Origin of the sequence: Maricaulis sp. (assembly GCF_030149235.1) — a bacterium.
Taxonomy (GTDB): Bacteria; Pseudomonadota; Alphaproteobacteria; order Caulobacterales; family Maricaulaceae; genus Maricaulis.
Genome location: NZ_JASBRW010000057.1, coordinates 1 through 18,075, shown reverse-complemented (window position 1 = coordinate 18,075; position 18,075 = coordinate 1). Strand labels below are relative to the sequence as shown.

Annotated in this window: 24 protein-coding genes; 9 read left to right on the top strand and 15 right to left on the bottom strand. The window is 62.6% G+C overall.

The annotated features are described in order from the left end of the window. Positions 1-201: 201 nt before the first annotated feature. The 3 genes from Q1V51_RS08475 to Q1V51_RS08465 all read right to left on the bottom strand — a co-directional run bounded on the left by Q1V51_RS08475 (position 202) and on the right by Q1V51_RS08465 (position 3,125). On the bottom strand, positions 202-1,602 hold the full coding sequence (locus tag Q1V51_RS08475) for an ABC transporter permease (protein ID WP_300555330.1): 1,401 nt from the start codon (positions 1,600-1,602) through the stop codon (positions 202-204). Further along, positions 1,602-2,546, bottom strand: a complete 945-nt coding sequence (locus Q1V51_RS08470; protein WP_300555328.1) for an ATP-binding cassette domain-containing protein — start codon at positions 2,544-2,546, stop codon at positions 1,602-1,604. The genes Q1V51_RS08475 and Q1V51_RS08470 overlap by 1 nt, the downstream gene beginning before the upstream one ends. Positions 2,547-2,633: 87 nt before the next feature. Then, positions 2,634-3,125, bottom strand: a complete 492-nt coding sequence (locus tag Q1V51_RS08465) for a DinB family protein (RefSeq protein ID WP_300555326.1) — start codon at positions 3,123-3,125, stop codon at positions 2,634-2,636. A 63-nt stretch (positions 3,126-3,188) separates the two neighbouring features. Here Q1V51_RS08465 and speB point away from each other — a divergent pair, with 63 nt between their 5' ends. Beyond that, on the top strand, positions 3,189-4,127 hold the full coding sequence (speB, locus tag Q1V51_RS08460) for an agmatinase (protein ID WP_300555324.1): 939 nt from the start codon (positions 3,189-3,191) through the stop codon (positions 4,125-4,127). Continuing rightward, complete coding sequence (locus Q1V51_RS08455; protein WP_366522724.1) at positions 4,127-4,450, top strand: TraR/DksA C4-type zinc finger protein; 324 nt, start codon at positions 4,127-4,129, stop codon at positions 4,448-4,450. Before speB ends, Q1V51_RS08455 begins: the two co-directional genes overlap by 1 nt. Here the strand turns inward: Q1V51_RS08455 and Q1V51_RS08450 are convergent. After that, the gene (locus tag Q1V51_RS08450; RefSeq protein WP_300555320.1) at positions 4,447-4,992 is read right to left on the bottom strand and encodes a DUF4269 domain-containing protein; all 546 of its coding nucleotides are present in this window, start codon (positions 4,990-4,992) and stop codon (positions 4,447-4,449) included. The genes Q1V51_RS08455 and Q1V51_RS08450 overlap by 4 nt on opposite strands. A 73-nt stretch (positions 4,993-5,065) precedes the next feature. Between Q1V51_RS08450 and Q1V51_RS08445 the strand changes: the two genes are divergently transcribed. Together Q1V51_RS08445 and Q1V51_RS08440 are read left to right on the top strand one after the other, a co-directional pair. Next, entirely contained in the window at positions 5,066-5,524 is a 459-nt protein-coding gene (locus Q1V51_RS08445; RefSeq protein ID WP_300555318.1) for a DUF6265 family protein, read from the top strand. A gap of 2 nt (positions 5,525-5,526) precedes the next feature. Then, complete coding sequence (locus tag Q1V51_RS08440) at positions 5,527-6,141, top strand: class I SAM-dependent methyltransferase (protein ID WP_300555315.1); 615 nt, start codon at positions 5,527-5,529, stop codon at positions 6,139-6,141. 103 nt (positions 6,142-6,244) lie between these two features. On the opposite strand, the gene Q1V51_RS08435 is transcribed toward Q1V51_RS08440, so the two are convergent. The 9 genes from Q1V51_RS08435 to Q1V51_RS08395 form a co-directional block, all read right to left on the bottom strand. Beyond that, complete coding sequence (locus Q1V51_RS08435; RefSeq protein ID WP_300555312.1) at positions 6,245-6,532, bottom strand: hypothetical protein; 288 nt, start codon at positions 6,530-6,532, stop codon at positions 6,245-6,247. Between the two features lie 81 nt (positions 6,533-6,613). Further along, the gene (locus Q1V51_RS08430; protein ID WP_300555309.1) at positions 6,614-8,017 is read right to left on the bottom strand and encodes an NAD(P)(+) transhydrogenase (Re/Si-specific) subunit beta; all 1,404 of its coding nucleotides are present in this window, start codon (positions 8,015-8,017) and stop codon (positions 6,614-6,616) included. Between the two features lie 27 nt (positions 8,018-8,044). Beyond that, the gene (locus Q1V51_RS08425; RefSeq protein WP_300555307.1) at positions 8,045-8,602 is read right to left on the bottom strand and encodes a hypothetical protein; all 558 of its coding nucleotides are present in this window, start codon (positions 8,600-8,602) and stop codon (positions 8,045-8,047) included. A gap of 17 nt (positions 8,603-8,619) precedes the next feature. Continuing rightward, complete coding sequence (locus Q1V51_RS08420; RefSeq protein WP_300555305.1) at positions 8,620-9,063, bottom strand: hypothetical protein; 444 nt, start codon at positions 9,061-9,063, stop codon at positions 8,620-8,622. A 23-nt stretch (positions 9,064-9,086) separates the two neighbouring features. Continuing rightward, the gene (locus tag Q1V51_RS08415) at positions 9,087-9,476 is read right to left on the bottom strand and encodes a hypothetical protein (protein ID WP_300555302.1); all 390 of its coding nucleotides are present in this window, start codon (positions 9,474-9,476) and stop codon (positions 9,087-9,089) included. Between the two features lie 2 nt (positions 9,477-9,478). Continuing rightward, positions 9,479-9,802, bottom strand: a complete 324-nt coding sequence (locus Q1V51_RS08410; protein WP_300555300.1) for an NAD(P) transhydrogenase subunit alpha — start codon at positions 9,800-9,802, stop codon at positions 9,479-9,481. Between the two features lie 23 nt (positions 9,803-9,825). Next, the gene (locus Q1V51_RS08405) at positions 9,826-10,575 is read right to left on the bottom strand and encodes a hypothetical protein (RefSeq protein WP_300555297.1); all 750 of its coding nucleotides are present in this window, start codon (positions 10,573-10,575) and stop codon (positions 9,826-9,828) included. Continuing rightward, positions 10,575-11,702, bottom strand: coding sequence for a Re/Si-specific NAD(P)(+) transhydrogenase subunit alpha (locus tag Q1V51_RS08400; RefSeq protein ID WP_300555294.1), 1,128 nt, complete (start codon positions 11,700-11,702; stop codon positions 10,575-10,577). The genes Q1V51_RS08405 and Q1V51_RS08400 overlap by 1 nt, the downstream gene beginning before the upstream one ends. A 126-nt stretch (positions 11,703-11,828) precedes the next feature. Continuing rightward, positions 11,829-12,134, bottom strand: a complete 306-nt coding sequence (locus tag Q1V51_RS08395) for an aa3-type cytochrome c oxidase subunit IV (protein ID WP_300555291.1) — start codon at positions 12,132-12,134, stop codon at positions 11,829-11,831. A 181-nt stretch (positions 12,135-12,315) separates the two neighbouring features. Between Q1V51_RS08395 and Q1V51_RS08390 the strand changes: the two genes are divergently transcribed. The 5 genes from Q1V51_RS08390 (at position 12,316) to Q1V51_RS08370 (ending at position 15,978) form a co-directional block, all read left to right on the top strand. Next, on the top strand, positions 12,316-12,900 hold the full coding sequence (locus tag Q1V51_RS08390; RefSeq protein WP_300555288.1) for a hypothetical protein: 585 nt from the start codon (positions 12,316-12,318) through the stop codon (positions 12,898-12,900). Positions 12,901-12,913: 13 nt separating this feature from the next. Further along, positions 12,914-14,005 (top strand): sensor histidine kinase, encoded by a 1,092-nt coding sequence (locus Q1V51_RS08385; RefSeq protein ID WP_300555285.1) that lies wholly within the window; start codon positions 12,914-12,916, stop codon positions 14,003-14,005. Then, a complete protein-coding gene (locus tag Q1V51_RS08380; RefSeq protein WP_300555282.1) occupies positions 14,002-14,604 on the top strand; it encodes a response regulator transcription factor in 603 nt (200 codons plus the stop codon). Before Q1V51_RS08385 ends, Q1V51_RS08380 begins: the two co-directional genes overlap by 4 nt. A gap of 43 nt (positions 14,605-14,647) precedes the next feature. Further along, complete coding sequence (locus tag Q1V51_RS08375; protein WP_300555279.1) at positions 14,648-14,899, top strand: hypothetical protein; 252 nt, start codon at positions 14,648-14,650, stop codon at positions 14,897-14,899. A gap of 914 nt (positions 14,900-15,813) precedes the next feature. Beyond that, a complete protein-coding gene (locus Q1V51_RS08370) occupies positions 15,814-15,978 on the top strand; it encodes a hypothetical protein (protein ID WP_300555277.1) in 165 nt (54 codons plus the stop codon). Positions 15,979-16,067: 89 nt separating this feature from the next. Here the strand turns inward: Q1V51_RS08370 and Q1V51_RS08365 are convergent, their stop codons facing one another. Continuing rightward, a complete protein-coding gene (locus Q1V51_RS08365) occupies positions 16,068-17,018 on the bottom strand; it encodes an alpha/beta hydrolase (protein WP_300555274.1) in 951 nt (316 codons plus the stop codon). Between the two features lie 59 nt (positions 17,019-17,077). Continuing rightward, positions 17,078-17,893, bottom strand: a complete 816-nt coding sequence (locus Q1V51_RS08360) for a type II CAAX endopeptidase family protein (RefSeq protein ID WP_300555271.1) — start codon at positions 17,891-17,893, stop codon at positions 17,078-17,080. Between the last annotated feature and the right edge of the window lie 182 nt (positions 17,894-18,075).

The window sequence follows — 18,075 nt, the reverse complement described above, 5'->3', positions numbered from 1 at the left end:
CGCAAGCTGGCACGCAAGCGTGCTCAGCGCGAAGGCCTGATCGGCAAGCGTGGCGGTCGTCGCTAGGGTCGCCAGGACCTGAACGAGCACATCCGTGCAAGAAAAAACGCTGTCTCCTCACGGAGGCAGCGTTTTCTTGTGTCTGGAGCTCAGTGCCAGAAACGGCCGGCCGGATCTCATGATCCCGCCGGCGTTTTTGTATCAGGCGTTCTGCTTCTTGCCGAAGCGGAACCAGTTCTTGATGGTTTCCTGATTGGCCTGGTTCAGCGCACCCATGCGGAACATCACGCCGGCGCCCCAGATCACCACGATGGCCGTGCCGAGCATCAGGCCCGTGGTGCCGACAAGTTCCATCATGGACGGGTCCTGCGGCAGGCGGGCCAGCATGATGAAGGGCGTCCACACGGGAACCCAGCTGGCGAAGGTGACGATTGGCGAATCCGGGGAATCGGCAGCCACCATGACCAGGAAGAGCGGCACCATCATCACCAGCATGATCGGGCTCATCAGCGTCTGGGCATCCTGCAGCGTGTCGCAGAGCGAACCGACGGCGAGGAAGACCGCCCCATACATGAAATAGCCGATGATGAAGTAACCCAGTGCCGGAACCAGCAGTCCCGGATTGAAGATGGCGCCGATGAGATCACCGATCGGCATATTGGCCGAGGCGGCGGCCTGCTGGGCCAGCGTGCCGCCGCCAAAGGCCAGGAGGCCCCAGAAGGCCAGCAGGGTGAAGGAGACCGCGGCCACTCCGAACAGCTTGCCGGTGAGGATTTCATGATGCCGCGCCGATGACATCATCATCTCCAGGACTTTATTGCCCTTCTCCTCGATCATGGCGGTAAGCAGCATGTTCACCACCGAAAAGATGATGATCCACAGGGCAAAGGCGACGCCGATGGCAACGATGACCGGCAGACGGTCAGAGGCGGTCACAGCCGCGTCCGCACCAGCCCGCTCGGGATTTAGCTCCCGCACGACCGGCCGGAGACTGTCGGCCGCTTCCAGCATGTCCCCGGACACACCCGCCGCCAGCAGGCGTTCCGCGCGCATATAGTCACGCAGGGCACCGCGGATTTCCGATCGCAGTCCGCCATCGGTCAGATTGGTCGACCAGTATTCGATTTCGATCCCGCCCTCGGCGTCCGCGCGCAGATAGATGGCTGCGAAGAGCGGCATTTCGCCCTCCGCCGTATCCAGCAGGCGTTCGCCGAGAAGATAGGGCTTGAGACCGTCGACATCGGTGGCCGGCGGGTCCAAGCGGACATAGCGCCCGTCATCCAGCATGGTCGTCGCCATTTGCTGGTCCAGGGCGGCCGTGATCTGCGGATTGTCGCCGACCATTTCTGAGACGGCTTCGCGCATTTCCGCGGCCTGGCGCTGGCGGCTCTCCTCGACACTGGCCCGGTAGGCGGCGTCCAGGCGTCCGCCGGTCTCGTCGATCATGACGTAATAGCGGGTGGGCTGGGACGACTCGATGAGAATGGGCAGGCCGAAGCCGAGCGCCATGAAGAGCGGCACTGAGGCGAGCGAAAGCCAGAAGCCCCAGGTGGCCACATAGGACAGGAATTCGCGGCGGGCGATGAGATAAATGGCACGCATCAGGCAGTCTCCTCTTCGCCATGGCCGTGAGATTCAACGAGGTGGACGAAGGCGTCGTGCAGGTGGGCGCGCACGGGTTCGAAACGGGTCAGTTTGACGTCGGCATCGACACAGGCCTTGAGCACGTCCTGGGCATCCGATCCGGAGCCCAGATCAATGGTCGAGCAATGGCTGCCATCGCGGGCATCATCATCGCGGCGCACTTCGCCGAAGGGGGCGAGGAGTTCGAGCAGGTTTTGCTCGGACGTGGTTTCCAGATGCACCCGGCGCGGGACTTCGCCCAGGGCTTCGGCCACCGTGCCGTCGAAAATCTTGTTGCCCTTGGCGATCAGCACGATCTTGTCGCAGAGCCGTTCGGCATGCTCCATCACATGGGTGGAGAAGAGGATGGTGCGGCCGGCCTCGGCCTGCGCCCGGACAATGCGTTCCAGAGCCTTCTGATTAACCGGGTCGAGACCGGAGAAGGGTTCGTCGAGGATGACGAATTCGGGCTGGTGGATCAGCGTGGTAATGATCTGGACCTTCTGCGCCATGCCCTTTGAGAGGGTTTTCACCTTTTGCTCGGCGGCATGCAGGAGGTCGAACTCGTCGAGCATTTTCAGCCCGCGCCTGCGTGCCTCACCGGCCTCCACGCCCTTCAGGCGGCCAAAGAAGATGATGACGTCGATCACCTTCATACGGCGATAGATTCCGCGCTCTTCCGGCAGGAAACCAACACGGTCCAGCGTCGATGCGCCCGGTGTCTTGCCGAACAGCTCCACCTTGCCCTTGTCTGGGGTCAAGATACCCAGCGACATGCGCAGGCTGGTTGTCTTGCCGGCACCATTCGGCCCCAGAAAGCCGGTGATCTGTCCCCGCTCCACTTCAAGGCTGACATCCTTGACGGCGTATTGCCCCTTGAACTGTTTGGAGACCCGGTCGAGCCGGAGAATGGTGTCGGACATCGCGTACCCCTAGACTGCAAGCCGCATGAAACTATTGAGATTGCGTGGGCGGTACCACCGGTATTGCACAGGGCAACAGTCCCGCCTTCACCTGCCCAGCAGGAAGAAGGGCATGTCGAGCACCGGCGCCTCGCCGCCGAGCTGGTGGATCATGTGATGGCACTGCCCGCGATGATGCGTGGCGTGGTTGAAAAGGTGCAGCGCGATCAGGCCCTTTTCGAGCTTCAAGGGCATGCCGGCCATATTGCGGTATTTGAGGACTTCCTTGAGCTGTGCGTCGGTCTGGCTGGTGACCAGGGCGATCAGGGCCTCATCCTGATGCCGGCGCGCGGCCTTGAGATGGGTCCAGTTCTCGTGCAGCACCACATCGAGATCCTCATGTGGCGGCGGATCACCGGTCCAGCGCGCCAGCCAGATCTGTTCCGCGACGAGGATATGGTTCAGCGTCAGATGGATGGATTTGAAAAACCCGCCCGCATCACGCCGCCGGGCCTCATCGCCGAGATCGCCTGCGGTCGCGAGGATGCGGTCATTGGCCCATTGATTATAACGGGCCAGTTGCAAGAGATGGTCACGCATTCCACATCCTTGTGTCTGCCAGACAAGTTTCGCCGGGCCGCGTGCCCGTGCTAGGAGAGCGCCATGACCGAGATCGACTTCACGCCTATTTCCGGCCGCGAACAACCCCGTTTTGCCGCCATCAAGACATTCTTCCGCCTGCCGCATGTTCCGCTCGATGCAGGCTATGATGTGGCTCTGGCCGGCCTGCCCTATGACGGGGCGCTGTCCTATCGCCCGGGTGCCCGCTTCGCGCCGTCGAAAGTGCGCGAGCTCTCATCCATGGGCCGTGGCTATCACATGACGCGCGAGATCAATTTCGTCGAGAAGCTTAAAGTCGGCGATGTCGGTGACTGTCCCACCGTGCCGATCGATATGGCCCAGACCGGCGAGCGGGTGGAAAAATTCTTCGGCGACATCCTGGCCCGCGACAAGAAATTCATTGCTGTCGGCGGTGATCACTCCAACACCCTGCCGCTGCTGCGCGCTGTGGCCAAGAAACATGGCCCGGTGAGCTTCATCCATTTCGACGCCCATCTCGACACCTATCCGGCTGCCTGGGGCTGTGAGTACCACCATGGCGCCTTCCTGCGGCATGCGCTCGAGGAAGGCTTGGTGAAGCCGGAGAAGTCCTGGCAATTCGGCATTCGCGGCCCGCTCGCCGCGCGTGATGATCTCGGCGTCGTCGACAAGTTCGGCGTCAATGTCACCACGGTCGATGATGTGCGCATGAAGGGCCTTGAGACCTTCATCGCGGAGCTGCCGAAATTTGAGGGCCCGACCTATATCTCCTTCGATATCGACGCGCTGGACCCGGCCTATGCCCCGGGAACGGGCACACCGGTGCCGGGTGGGCTGACGACCTATGAAGCCCAGCGCATCCTGCGGGCCTTCCAGATCGAAAACCTGGTCGCTGCCGATATCATGGAAGTGTCCCCGCCCTATGATCCGGCCGAGATCACGGCCCTGGCGGCGGTCGATGTCATGTTCGAACAGCTCTGCCTGATGGCCAAGACGGCGTGATTGACCCGGCCGCTGCCCGTCAGCGCCTGCTCGACCTGAAGGCCGAGCTTATTGCCCTGTCGCAATCGGCCGATGAGGACCGCAAGCCGGTCGAGCTGGACCAGCAATCTGTGGGGCGGCTGTCGCGGATGGATTCCATGCAGGTCCAGGCCATGGCCAAGGCGGCTGATGCGCGCCGCGCGCAGGAAATCCGCCGGGTCGATGCCGCCCTGCAAAGGCTGGACGATGACGAGTATGGCTGGTGTGTGCAGTGCGGCGATGAGATCGAGGCCAAGCGGCTCGAGGTCGACCCGGCCGCGCCTCGCTGTGCAGGCTGCGCTTAGCGGGTTTGGTAGCCGGCGCTCTCGATGACCTGCCTTAAAGCCGCGTCGCCGGGCGAGGCGAGTTTGAGCAATTCCGCATAGGGTTCGCCGCCGAGCCCGAGGCATTGAGCAAAGGCGGGCTCGGTTTTCAGCCCTCTGGCTTTCACCGCGCGCACATCGCTGCGTAAACGGTCCTCGGCGAGGCCGAGCAGGCGGTGTTCGGCGAGCCAGTGGATATAGCTTTCGTGCGTTTCGACCGGGCGGACCCGTCCGTAAATCTCGATCGGCAGGCCGTCGCGTTCGAGCGAGGCGATGATCGAAGCTTCGCCGGCATGGGTGTTGGGATTGATCCGGGCGTCGGGGAAGGCGGTTGCCAGCGCGGCCTTGAAGGCGGCCAGATCCGGACCGGCGCTGCAGCAGATGTCGGCATCTGCCCCGGGATTGTGGATGTCCAGCGGGATGGAGCCGACCCAGCGTGGATCGAACGCTTCCAGGGTCTCGAAAATGCGATGACGGTCGAGGATGGCGCGGGCGTCGGCGACGGGGATGGGCGGCTGGTCCATGCTTGCGCTGTCTCGCGATTGCCTTGAGCTGTCAAGCGTGATGGCGCTATCGTGCTGGCCAGGAGGAGCGGGCATGCAACGATTTTTGATGGCGGGCCTGTGTGCCGCAGCGCTGGGGCCGGCGGCTCAGGCCGATCGCGATGATCTGTCCTGGCTCGAGGGATGCTGGCGCGGCGAGGGGCTTGGCGGTGTTGTCTCGGAGTGCTGGATGGCCGGCTCGGGCGGGCTGATGATCGGCAGCTTCATGCTGGAAAGCGGAGGCGAGCTGGCCTTTAGCGAACATCTCCTGATCGGTGAGGCGGGCGGCGTGGACGGTTATCACGTCAAACACTTCACCTCCGAGCTCGTCGGCTGGGACAGCCGCGAGGAATACGTCACCTTTCCGCTTGTCGGATATTCCCCTGGGCGGGCTGAATGGGAGGGGCTGATCTATGAGCAAAGTGAGGACGGCGCGCTGACCATCTCGCTCGACATGCGCCAGGAAGACGGCAGTGTGTCGACCATAGTCTTCACGCTGAGCCGGACCCGATAGCAATGTCCTTTTACGAAGAGCATATCCTGCCGCATCTTATCGGTGCCGCCTGCGGGGCCAAGCCGATCACCAAACAACGCGAGAAAGTCGTGCCGGCCGCAGAAGGGCGGGTGCTCGAGATTGGCATGGGTGCAGGCCCCAATCTGAAATTCTATGACCCGTCCAAGGTCACCCATCTGTGGGGGCTGGAGCCGTCACTCGGCATGCGTCGCAAGGCGCGCAAGGCGGTTGAGGTCAGCCCGGTCGAGGTTGAGTTCATTGACCTGCCCGGTGAGGAAATCCCGCTGGATGATAACTCGGTTGATACCGTGGTCCTGACGTACACTTTGTGTACGATTCCGGGGGCTGTTGAGGCCGTAAAAGGTATGCGCCGGGTGCTCAAACCGGGCGGAAAACTCCTGTTTTGCGAGCATGGCGCGGCACCGGACGAAAGCGTGGCCCGCTGGCAGCGCCGCATCGAGCCGATCTGGAAACCGATCGGCGGCGGCTGTCACCTGACCCGGAACATCCCGGACCTCATCCGCCAGGGCGGGTTCGAGATCGAACAGATGGACATGATGTATCTTCCCAATACGCCACGGCCGATGGGCTTCAATTACTGGGGGAGTGCGGTTTAACGCGGGCGGATTTACCGCGACGCTGGTTTTGTCTGTGGAGCCGCCCGGACCAAGCCGACCCACGCCCCCGAAACCGGGTTTCGCTTTGCCGTCGCCGCGACCCTTACCTTCTACCCGGAAAACTCTCCACATATTCAATCTTGATGTCCGGGAAGCTGTCGACGAATTCGATGGTGAAATCGCCGAAACTCTCGACGAATTCCCACTCGCCGCAGTCGTCGGCGAAACTTGTGACGCGCTTGACCTTGAGATCGGGGAAGCTGGTGACGATCTGGACCCGGATGTCGGCAAAGCTCTCTACCACCTCGACATCGCCAAAGAGCGCGATACCGTCGAAGGTGCAATCCTCCGAGATTGGATTGGTGGCCAGAAGGGTGACAGCAAGCAGCATGGGCGTCAGCCTATCCGACGCTTGATGAACCCCGGCTGAGTGCGGCGCCCGCCGCGATCAATGACCGGGCGAGGCGGTGCGCTAGCCCATCGCCTTGTTGATCTCTTCCGTCATCTTCTTGGCATCGCCCAAAAGCATCATCGTGTTGTCACGGAAGAAGAGCGGGTTCTCCACGCCGGCATAGCCCGACCCCAGCGAACGCTTGACGAAGAAGACGGTGCGCGCCTTCCAGACCTGCAATACCGGCATGCCATAGATCGGCGAGTTCGGGTCGTCTTCGGCTGCCGGGTTGGTGACGTCATTGGCGCCGATGACAAATGCGACGTCGGCATTGGAGAAATCGGAATTGATATCCTCCAGCTCGAAGACCTCGTCATAGGGCACATTGGCTTCCGCCAGCAGGACATTCATATGTCCCGGCATACGGCCGGCCACTGGGTGGATGGCGTAGGAGACATCGACGCCTTCGGCCTTGAGCACATCGCCCATTTCCTTCAGCGCGTGCTGCGCTTGGGCCACAGCCATACCATAGCCGGGCACGATGATAACCTTGCCGGCATTTTTCATCACAAAGGCCGCGTCATCTGCGGAGCCTTGCTTGGCCGTACCTTGCGGGCCGGCCTCCGTCGCGGCTGAACCGTCCTCGCCGAAGCCGCCGAGTATGACCGAGATAAAGCTCCGGTTCATGCCCTTGCACATGATGTAGGAGAGAATGGCACCCGACGAGCCGACCAGGGCACCGGTGACCAGAAGGGCCGTGTTTTCCAGGGTGAAACCGAGCGCGGCGGCGGCCCAGCCGGAATAGGAATTGAGCATCGAGACCACGACCGGCATGTCGGCCCCGCCGATCGGGATGATCAGGGTGACGCCGATGACAAAGGCGAGGATGGTAATGATCCAGAAGGCGGTCTTGTTGTCGCCGCCGGACGCCATCAGGAAGGTGATCATCACGGCAATGGCGACAGCGATACCGATATTGATGCTGTGTCGTGCCGGCAAAAGGATGGGCGCACCGGACATATTGCCGTTCAGCTTGGCAAAGGCGATGACCGAGCCGGAGAAGGTGATCGCACCGATCGCTGTACCGGCGGACAGTTCGAACAGGGACAGCTGTTTCAGATCGCCGACCGCATTGGCGATGCCGAAGGCTTCCGGAGCGTAGAGCGCCGCTGCCGCCACGAGTACGGCGGCCATGCCGACCAGGGAGTGGAAGGCGGCGACCAATTGCGGCATGGCCGTCATCGGAATGCGCCGGGCGACCACCGCGCCAAGCCCGCCGCCGATCACCACGCCGCCGATGATCAGTGCCATGGAGGCGCCGTCGAGATTGACCGCGAGCAGGGTCGTGACCACGGCGATGGCCATCCCGGCCATACCGAAGAGATTGCCCTGCCGGGCCGTTTCCGGACTCGACAGCCCGCGCAAGGCGAGAATGAAGAGAATGCCTGAAGCCAGGTAGAGTATGGCGGCGAGATTGGCTGACATGGTCGGTCTCTTGCGAAGTGAAACGGTTTAGTCGGGATAGACGATGCTGAAACTTGAGATGCCCCAGAGGTTGCCGTCACTGGGGTCTGCGGAGGCACGCATCAGCCGGAGCTCGAGGGTGGCTCCCGGCGTGCGTTGGACCTCGTAGGCGGTTTCCACCAAGCGTTCAGCCAACCAGTCACGCGGAAAGCGAGAAATTCGGCTTTCGCGATAGCGTCTGGGCGTGGCGAAATAATATTCATAGCGATTGTCGCCAAAGCGGTCCTCGCGATCACACTCGATGGTGACGATCATGCTCGAAATGACGACTTCACGGATCGACGCACACTGCACCGTGTAGGTCTGGTCGTTGCGGTTCCGCTCGCGCCGAGCCTGGTCCTGGCGGGCGTCTCGAGCGGCGGCTGCATCCCGTGCCAAATCAGCAGCGCGTTGATCGAGTGCCGGTACCCCGGTGTCCTGGTTCTGAACGGACGGCCGTTGAATGTTTGCCGGTGTCTGCACGGGCGGGCGTTGCTGTGCCATCGCAGGTGCCGCGAAGAGCGTCACTGCCAAGGCAATCACAAGGGGCTGAATTATGCTGCGCATGGCCAGTCTCCTACGCCTTATCCCGTGATCGAAATGGCTTTGACGCAGGTGTAGTCGGTGATCATGCCCCAGGAGGCTTCTTCACAGATCTGCGTGGCGGTGGCGTCCGCGGGCTCGATGTGGATCATCAGCACATCATCATTGTCGCGCCTGTCCATGTGGCTGGCATAGAGCGACATCGCGGCGGAGATGCCGCCGGGCCGCGTACCGCCATTGAAAGCGACGCGATAAGTGTATTCGCCTTGCGTGTTGATATCGATGTGGCCGCATTGGATCGACATGCCCGACGACGTCATGGTCGCATGGCGGACGCGACAGCGGATCAGGGAATGCGGCAGGCTGTCGGCTTGAGATGCGGTTTGCATGGCCCGCATCGGCCGGCGCTGGGCGTCGGCAGCCGGGGCGGCCATGGCGATCGTACCTGCAGCGAGCGCGGTGATGATGGCGTATCTTGCAAACATGTCAGTCCCCTCCCAGGCCGCTTCTACTGCATCGTAACGCGGTACAGACGGCGGCACGGATTGCGGGCACAGCCATCCGTCCCGACCACATGTGGGTTGTAGTAATACATCCGCAGCTGGCTTCCCCGGATCATCGCCGTGCTGCCCACCGTGGCAACGGAATCGGCGTTCGGGCTGTGACGGTCCGGCTCAGCCGGTGCGAAGAAGGCCTGTGTCGTCGCATTCCAGTCCGACTGGATGACGTCGTCGCAGATCAGTGTCGTGCCGCCATGAGTGACCTCGACCCGTTCCAGGGTGCAGACCACTATGCCGCGATCTTCCGGTTCGGGCGCGGCGCGCATCTGGCGCTGCTGGGCATCGGCGATCGCTGGCAGGGTGATCGCTGTTGCCAGGGCAATAAGGATTGTACGCATTGCTACTTCTCCTTTTTCTTGTACATCGCCAGCATGCGCTGGGTGACCAGGAAGCCGCCGAATATGTTCACACTGGCGAGGATGATGGCGAGCGTCCCGGCAATGCGCGAGAAACCCGCGCCGCCATCTGCTGCACCTTCGGGCGCGCCGACGCCGGCGGTCGCGGCGAGCAGGGCGCCGACAATGATCACCGAAGAGATCGCGTTGGTGACAGCCATCAGCGGCGTGTGCAGGGCGGGCGTCACCGACCAGACAACATAATAGCCGACAAAGACGGCCAATACGAAAATCGCCAGGCGGAAAATTGTGGGATCAACGGCTTCCATGCTGTGTTCCTCCTTCAGGCCCCCTAGAGGCCCGTATTCCTGGACTCTACGCCCAGATAGCGAACGTCCGGAACGTCCACGATTTCAAACGAGATACCGTCATTGCCCTGCCGCGTGATGCGGATCAGGGCGCCAAGTAACCGGCAGGTGCCAGTGGTGCTGTCGACCGGTTCGCAGGTGAAGCGAGAGTCGAGGCGCTCATCGTCGAGATAGCGCCGGAAGCTGGGCTCACCACGACGAAAACCGTCGAATACGATACGGCCGCTCGTCGCCATATCGGGCGTCGGTTGAAGGCGCTCGTAAGCAATTTGCGGGGCACGGTCGAGGGCGTGAACGAAGGCCGCGAGATACTGCGAGTCGATGCCGTAAGACCGGGTCAGATAGCGCCCGTCAAAGGTTCCATTGTCGTCGAGGTCGCGGAAGCACTGGACGCGGCGGACCGGTGCATCGAAATCGATGGGCGGACAATAGGCAACGCCATTGGTAACCGACAGGCCGAACAGGACCGTGCCGGCTTCAAGCGGTGCACCGCGGCGCGGCCGCGTGCGCTCCGGGGCCTCATCGACCAGGCGGGCAACATAAACCGGGAAGCTGCGTTCGACCCAAAGCGTGTCACCGCTGCTAAGTACGCCGCTCGCCACATCTTCCGGCGGCAGGACCATCAATTCCACCACCGCGTTTTCCGCGCGGCGGATCATCTGGGCCTCAGCCAGCTGCGGCAGGGCAACAAAAAGGGACAGGCAGGCAGCGCCAAACGCGGCGAGGGTACGCATTACACAGTTTCCTTGGCGAAATTCGGGTGCACCACCGCGCCGTCGCGGCTCAGCGCCATGCCCTGGATGATCTCGTCATCCCAGTGCGGGGCGCGCTTGCCCTCATCATCGACAAGCAGGGGCAGAAGGTTGGCGAGGTTTTTGGCGTAGAGCGCAGAGGCATCGGCGGCCAGGCGGCCGGGCAGGTTGTTATAGCCAGCGATCTTCACGCCCTGGTGCTCGACGACCTTGTCGGCTTCGGTGAGTTCGCAATTGCCGCCCGTCGGCGCCGCCAGATCGACGATGACCGAGCCCGGCTTCATGCTTTCCACCATCGCCTTGGTGACCAGGGTGGGAGCCGGGCGCCCCGGGATGAGCGCTGTGGTGACGACGATATCCTGTTTGGCAATATGGCTGGCGATCAGCTCCGCCTGCTTGGCCTGGTATTCGGCCGACATCTGCTTGGCGTAACCGCCGGCAGTCTCAGCCTGTTTGAACTCCTCATCCTCAACGGCGATGAATTTGCCACCGAGCGAAGCAACCTGCTCCTTGGCCGCCGGGCGGACATCGGTGGCCGAAACCACCGCACCGAGGCGGCGGGCCGTGGCGATGGCCTGCAGTCCGGCAACACCGGCCCCCATGATGAAGGCCTTGGCCGGGGCGACCGTGCCGGCGGCGGTCATCATCATCGGGAAGGCACGGCCATAGAGCTGGCTGGCCTCGATAACGGCGCGATAGCCGGCCAGGTTGGACTGACTCGAAAGCGCGTCCATGGCCTGGGCCCGGGTGATGCGGGGCACGTATTCCATCGACAACGCGTCGAGACCGGCCTGGGCCAGGACCTCTGCGCTTTCCGCGCTGGGTTCGAGATGGGCGACCAGCAGCGTGCCCTTGGCGATCTTGCCCAGCGTATCCGCATCGGGCTTTTGCACGCCGAAGACCGCGTCAGCACCTTTCAGCGTCGCCGCCAGCGTGCCGACATCGGCGCCGGCTTCGGCGAAAGCCGCATCAGGAATGGAGGCGTGTGCGCCAGCATCCTTCTCGACGGCGATCTGATGCCCCGCCTTAATGAATTTCTTGATGGTTTCGGGTGTGGCCGCGACACGCGTTTCATCCGCATGTCGTTCTTTTAGAATGGCAATTCGCATAGGAGCCCGCCGCTGGAAACGTTTGGCGGGTACGATGCGCGATTTCGTGCCTAAGGGGAAGACCTGCCCGGAAAATTACTTCCGGGCGCTGCCGAATTTTTCACAATGCCTCGAAGAAGCAGTCGTTTAGCCGGCGAGGAACATGCCGAACAGGTTGACGATGCCGCCACAGATCAGGCTGAACACGAAGAGGCCGGCCACGGTCACATACCAGGACACCTTCATGCCCAGTGCCATGCCACCGAGAACGGAGACGACGGCGACGCCGATCAGCGAAGCGAGCCAGTCCATGCCGACCGCGAAGACCAGCGTCAGATAAAGCACCGAAATAGCGGTCAGAAGCGAGCCCCAGACGGTCACAACCATGAAGCCGTCGAAAGTGGCTTTGTGGTCGGAAATGTTCATTTCGCCGCGCGAGTAATCAGACGCCATGATCGAAATCCCTGTCGCAAGTCATGTGGTGGACGAGCGGATAACACGCGTTGCCGTCGCCGCCAAGATGCACAGCTGTCGCACATGACAGCTGTCATATCGCTTCGGTGACGTCGGTGAATATCGCCGACGGCTGGATCGGGGGAAAACGAGGCATCTAACCCACACACAGGAGCGCCTGATGTCCCCCTTGATTTCCAATGCTGAACTACAGGCCGAACGCCGCCGCTATTTCGTCGAGGCCGGTGGCGGCATCTCTCTGCCGGTCGCCGGGGCGATCTACTGGATCGTGCTGGGCGTGCTCGGCAGCCGCCTGGAATCCCGCGAATGGGCCCTCGCCGCCGCCGCCGGGTCGGGTATGATCTTCCCCATTGGCCTTCTGCTGCAAGGTCCCCTCAACGCCCGGTTCATGAAAGCCAAATCCCCCGTGGGTGGCGCGGCGATCTGGTCGATCGTGGCCATCAACATGCTCTGGCCGCTGCACTTTGTGATCATGAATCTCGACCCCGAGCTGGTCTCCCTCAGTCTCGCCATCGCCATGACGCTGCATTGGCCGGTCATTGGCTGGAGTTATGATTCCAAGGTCGCCATCGCCCACGCCTTTGCCCGCATCGCCGCCGCCAGCCTGATCTATTACGGCCTGCCCGATGAGCGCCTGACCTTGCTGCCCTTCGCCCTGGCGGGCCTGTATATCCTCGCCGCGGCCGGCATGGCCGCCGAAGTGGCTTGGACACGGCGCAAGCTTGGCGCATATGCTCCGGCCTAGGAGACCAATGATCATGCGCTTTACCGATCGAGCCAGAGACCTTTTCACGACCCGCCGTCCCTGGCTCGACCTAGTCTATTTGAGCTTCTTCTTCTTCCACTGGACCATTGCCCCGCCCGATCTTCTCGAGGCGGGCCTGGGTTTCGCGGCGCTCGGCCTGTTCATCGGCGTCTATATCTTCACCATGCGCCGGCTCGACTGGACCGTATTGGTGGGTGCCGGTTTGGGCATGGCGCTCGCCTTGCTGATGGCGGAGGAAAACTGGGGCGCCGCGGTGTTCATGGTGTTCTCCGCCCCGATGATCGCGCGGCTGCCTGATGCGGCGCTGCGTACCCCGGCCCTGGTCATTCTCGGCCCGGTCATCATCCTGGCCAGCTGGCTGGCCGGCATGCCCTGGTGGTGGATTGCCGCCGTTCTGGTCCTGGCCGCCCTGTCTGCCTTGTCCGCCGGTGCTGCCGCGCGCCGGGCCGAGCGCGAGGCGGATGCTGAGGACCGTGAAGCGGCGGCCAGTCGCATGGGAGCGGAAGCTGAGCGGGCTCGCATCGCACGTGATCTTCATGATCTGCTTGGCCATACCCTGTCTGTCATAACCTTGAAGGCCGATCTCGCTGTGCGCCTGTTCGACCAGGACCCCGTGCGGGCCAAGGCCGAGCTTGATTCGATCCAGTCGATCAGCCGTGACGCCCTGGGAGAGGTGCGTGAAGCCGTGACAGGGTTGAAGGCGCGTTCGCTCAAAGCCGCCTGGGAAGAAACCCGCACCCGTCTGGTCGAGGCGGGGCTCAAGGTTGAGGGCGATTATGTCGAGGTGCCGCTTGGCCCGGACGGAGAACAGGCCCTGGCCATGGCGCTGCGCGAAGGCGTGACGAATATCCTGCGTCATTCCGGTGCCAAGACTGCGCACATCTCGCTTGAATCCAGTGCTGAAGCGGTGACCCTGTCGCTGGATGATGACGGTGTCGGCGGTGCCATTCGGGCCGGTGGCGGGCTCAGCGGTCTTTCCGACCGCCTCGCCGCTGTCGGTGGGCGTCTGGATGTTGAACAGCCCGGCAATGGCGGCACGCGGTTGCGCGCCTCGGTGCCAGCCGCCACAGGAGATGCGCCATGATCCGTGTCATGATCGCCGAGGACCAGGCTCTCCTGCGCGAGGCCCTCGCAGCCCTCATTGGCCTGGAGAGTGATATCGAACTGGTCGGAACAGCGGCGGATGGCGCGGAAGCCCATCGCCTGATCCGCCAGCACGAGCCTGATGTCGTCCTCACCGATATCGAGATGCCGGGCATGACCGGGCTCGAGCTCGCCGCCCTGATGAAGCGCGAACAGCGCAGGACCCGCATCCTGATCGTCACCACGTTTGACCGCCCCGGTTATCTGCGCCGGGCGCTGGAAAGTGGTGTCGCGGGATACCTCCTCAAGGATGGTCCATCGACGGCTCTGGCCGAGGCGGTGCGCAAGGTGGCTGCGGGTGAACGGGTAATCTCGCCGGAACTGGCGCATCAGGCCTGGAGCGAGGATGATCCGCTCTCCGATCGTGAGCGCAAACTCCTGCGCCTGGCCGAGGCGGGGCTCGACAGCGGCGCCATTGCCGAAGAAACCGGCCTCGCCCGCGGCACGGTGCGCAATTATCTGCACGCGGCGATTTCCAAACTCGGAGCGGGGAATCGCATCGAAGCCGCTCGCCTTGCACGCGAAAAAGGGTGGCTGTGACCAGGCAATCCCCTTATGATGGTGGCGAGTAGGGAGCTGTCTTATGCGTGTGCCGTTTGCACTCTGGTCCGGCGTCGTCGCCGCGGTTGTTCTGGCTGGCCTTATGGCCCGGGATTTCATGAATTTCGGCGTGTTCGAGTTGAACCTGCCGCTGATCGGCATGGTCGCCGGCGGCTGGATCGCCGTTGTGCTCCTGGTCGGCTTCATCACGCAGATCCGCAATGCTGCCAAGTCGCGTCCGATCGATGTCCCCAATGATGTCGCGAGCGAAATCCGCCGGCATCCGCAGGATTAAGAGCAATCAAAACCCCTCATCCCGGACTTGATCCGGGACCCCGAGACGCCATTCTAGACGTTGTCGAGGTCCTGACTTGCGTCAGGATGAGGGGCGTTTTGGGTGGATCAGACACCGGTCGGCTCACGCGCCGTGTGGTTCATCCAGCGATGGTGTTTCATTGAAGATCTCCATTCCGCCACCATCCAGACAAGGGTTCTCGCTCGGCCAGGAATTCCTGGCCGAGAGGAGAGGACGTGCGGAATGCCGGCCGTGCCGGATCTCGAGTATTTGTTTGTGTGGCATGACTGGGCATCCCGCACGCGGAGCTTTCCCGGACCGTCGCCGGACCGTGTCCAACCGGGGAAGTAGGAGCGGTCGGTCGTTTAGTGCCGCTGCGACCTCCCTCGACGCCCTGCCGGAGGTGGATGCGCGTCATCACACCCACCGCGGACAGGCTCCGCTGGCCCCCGGGCGATATCGACGTGCACATCGCCTCTCTTCCCGGGAGCTGGGGAGGATTATCACCCAGCACCACCGACCGAGGATTATTTTCCCTCATCCCGGGCTCGATCCGGGGCCTGGTGACAGCAAATCCGTCGATGATTCCAGGAACCGCCCGCGCCAAGAGTCATCCACGCCGGGATAACGCCAGGCCCCGACATGACGTCGGGGAAAGTGTTTGGTGTGATATCAGCCAAATCCACACCAACCCCATACAGCTCATGCTGGAAATGGGGCCGCGTTGAAGCCGGGCGGTCAAGGGTATCAACCGGTCCCCGGCGCGACGCGCCCTTGACCGCCTGACGTCAACACGGCGAACTGGCTGGCATGGGGTTTAAGGGCCGAACTGCACGCTAGTCGTAGATTGCGATTGCCGCGTCTTGCTAGCAGGGTTCGATTATAGGCCTCGTGTATTGGGGACCGTATACGTCATGAAACGTAGCAGCGTTAAATTGATAGCCTATGGCGCAGGAATAGCCGCGTTCGCCCTTATGGGCGCATACTTTTACTATGGGTTTGAGTACCTGTTGTTCCTGGGCGGCTTTGCCGCCGGCATATTTGCTGCTGGGGGTGATGGATTATTTGGTGGACAATAAAGGCCGCCTGCAGATGACCGGTTGATCTGTCGTCCTCCGCGGTCTTCCAGGAACTTGCTCGCTGGAGGCCAAATTCCGGCGCAGATCGACTAGCCCCAGCCCGGTCCCGTCAGCGTTTCAATCGCCGCTGCCACCGCAATCGGCTGGTCCAGGATCACATGGTGCTGGGCATTGGCGATGGAGATCATGCTCGCTTCGGGTCCAAACGTCTCGCGCATGAAGTCCCAGATCTCGTCATTGACCAGCACGCTGTCGGCGCCGCGGAACAGGGCCACGCGGGTCTTCAGGGCGGCGGCAAGCTCGTCCGGGGCGCGGCGGTTATAGGTCAGCTTGGCCCAGAGATGCGGGTCGAACTTCCAGGTCCAGCCCTCGCTACCATCGGGACGTGTGGCCGGTTTGATCGACTGGCGGGCGATATGGTCGAGCAGGAAGAGGTTCTCGCACGGCTGTTCCGGCAGGAGCCGGAAGCGCATCAGCGCCTCGTCGAAACTGGCATAGGTAAAGCCGCCGCGGCTGGGCGGCGAGGAGCGGCGTTGTTCCTGGTGCGGGCGGATCGGGCTGTCGAGTACGGCGACGCCCTTGAGCTGATCGCCGTAATTCACCGCCGTGGCCAGGCTGACAAAACCGCCGAAGGAATGCCCGATGACGAAGGGTTTGCCGGCGTCGAAAGCGCCACCATCGCGGCCCGCCGCCATGACTTCCTCGGTGTAGAGATCCATTTCATAGGCGTCGCGATGATCGCTATCGCCCATGCCGGACAGATCAAGCGCAACGACGCGGCGTGTTTCCGCCAGGAAGGGGGCGATACTGTCCCACCAGTCCTTGTGGGCGACGCCGCCATGCACCAGCACCATGCCCGGCGCGCCGCGCTGGCCCCAGGCCTTCCAGTGGACGCTCGCGCCTTCCACCTCGACCACACCGCGCTCGACCGGGATCTCCAGGGCCTTGGTGAACCAGTCCGGAGCCGGCGGTTTCTCGCCGGCCAGGGCTTTCAGGGGAGCGGGCGGTCGCGGGGAAGGCGCGGTTTTTTCTTGTGTCATGCCCTAGCGCTAAACCCCGCCGCAGGCAGCGTCAATCGCTCGCGGCGGATGGGGGCGCCTCAACTCTGCATGAGTGCCGGCACGGCAAACACGGCCCAGGCATTATTCGCCATATGCCCGAGGACCGGTGCCGCGACCCGTCCCGTCAGCACCCGCGTCAGGCCCAGGGCGATGCCGAGGAAAAAGGTTGAGCTCATGACCAGGAGGCCCTGGCTGGTGTGGATCAGCGAGAAGGCGAGGGCGGAGATCAGGATGGCGAAGATCACCGGGACACCACGGGCAATGATCATCGGCAGCATCCAGCCGCGGAACAGGACTTCTTCAACGATCGGGGCCGCGATGACGGTGAGCAGCAGGACCGACCAGAAGGCCGCACCAGTCATGCCGAAATCATCGACATTGGAGATTTCCTCGATATCGACACCGCCGGACAGGGTCATGCTCTGATCCAGCATGGCGAATTCATGGAACATCACGCTCAGGCGCCCGCCCACAAAGATCACGAAGATCAGGACGAGCAACCCGGCGGCAATCTCGGACGGGCGGACCGGAATAATCGAGAAGGCCGGGCCCGCCGCCTTGTAGCGGTGAAACCAGATCGCCATCAGCAGCGCCAGCGCACCATATGCCGCCGCCGAGGAGGCGAAGATCGCAGTGTTGAAATTCGCCGGGCCGATATCGGGCAGGAAGACGCCGGTCACCACTGCAGTGATGAAGGAAAAGCCGAAGGCGAGAACAAAGAGCAGGATCGGCCAGACGACCATGCCGGGCAGGGCCCGGATAAAGGGCAAACGGTGTTCATGTTCCATACGCGAAAACGCGTCATGGTCCGGGAAGGACCATTTTTCGGTTGGAATATCGGCGGTTTCACTCATCGCATACGCTTTCACTGACACGGTAGTGTAACCCACCGGAACGTTATGCTTAACCGGTCGTTGCCACGCTTTAAACGTGAAATTTAGAAGACTGTCCCATAACGGTGCGCATAGACGCCCTGCCAGCGATGGCAGCGAGGTCAAAAGACCCGGCGGAGAACATAAGCGACCGAAAAGGCGTG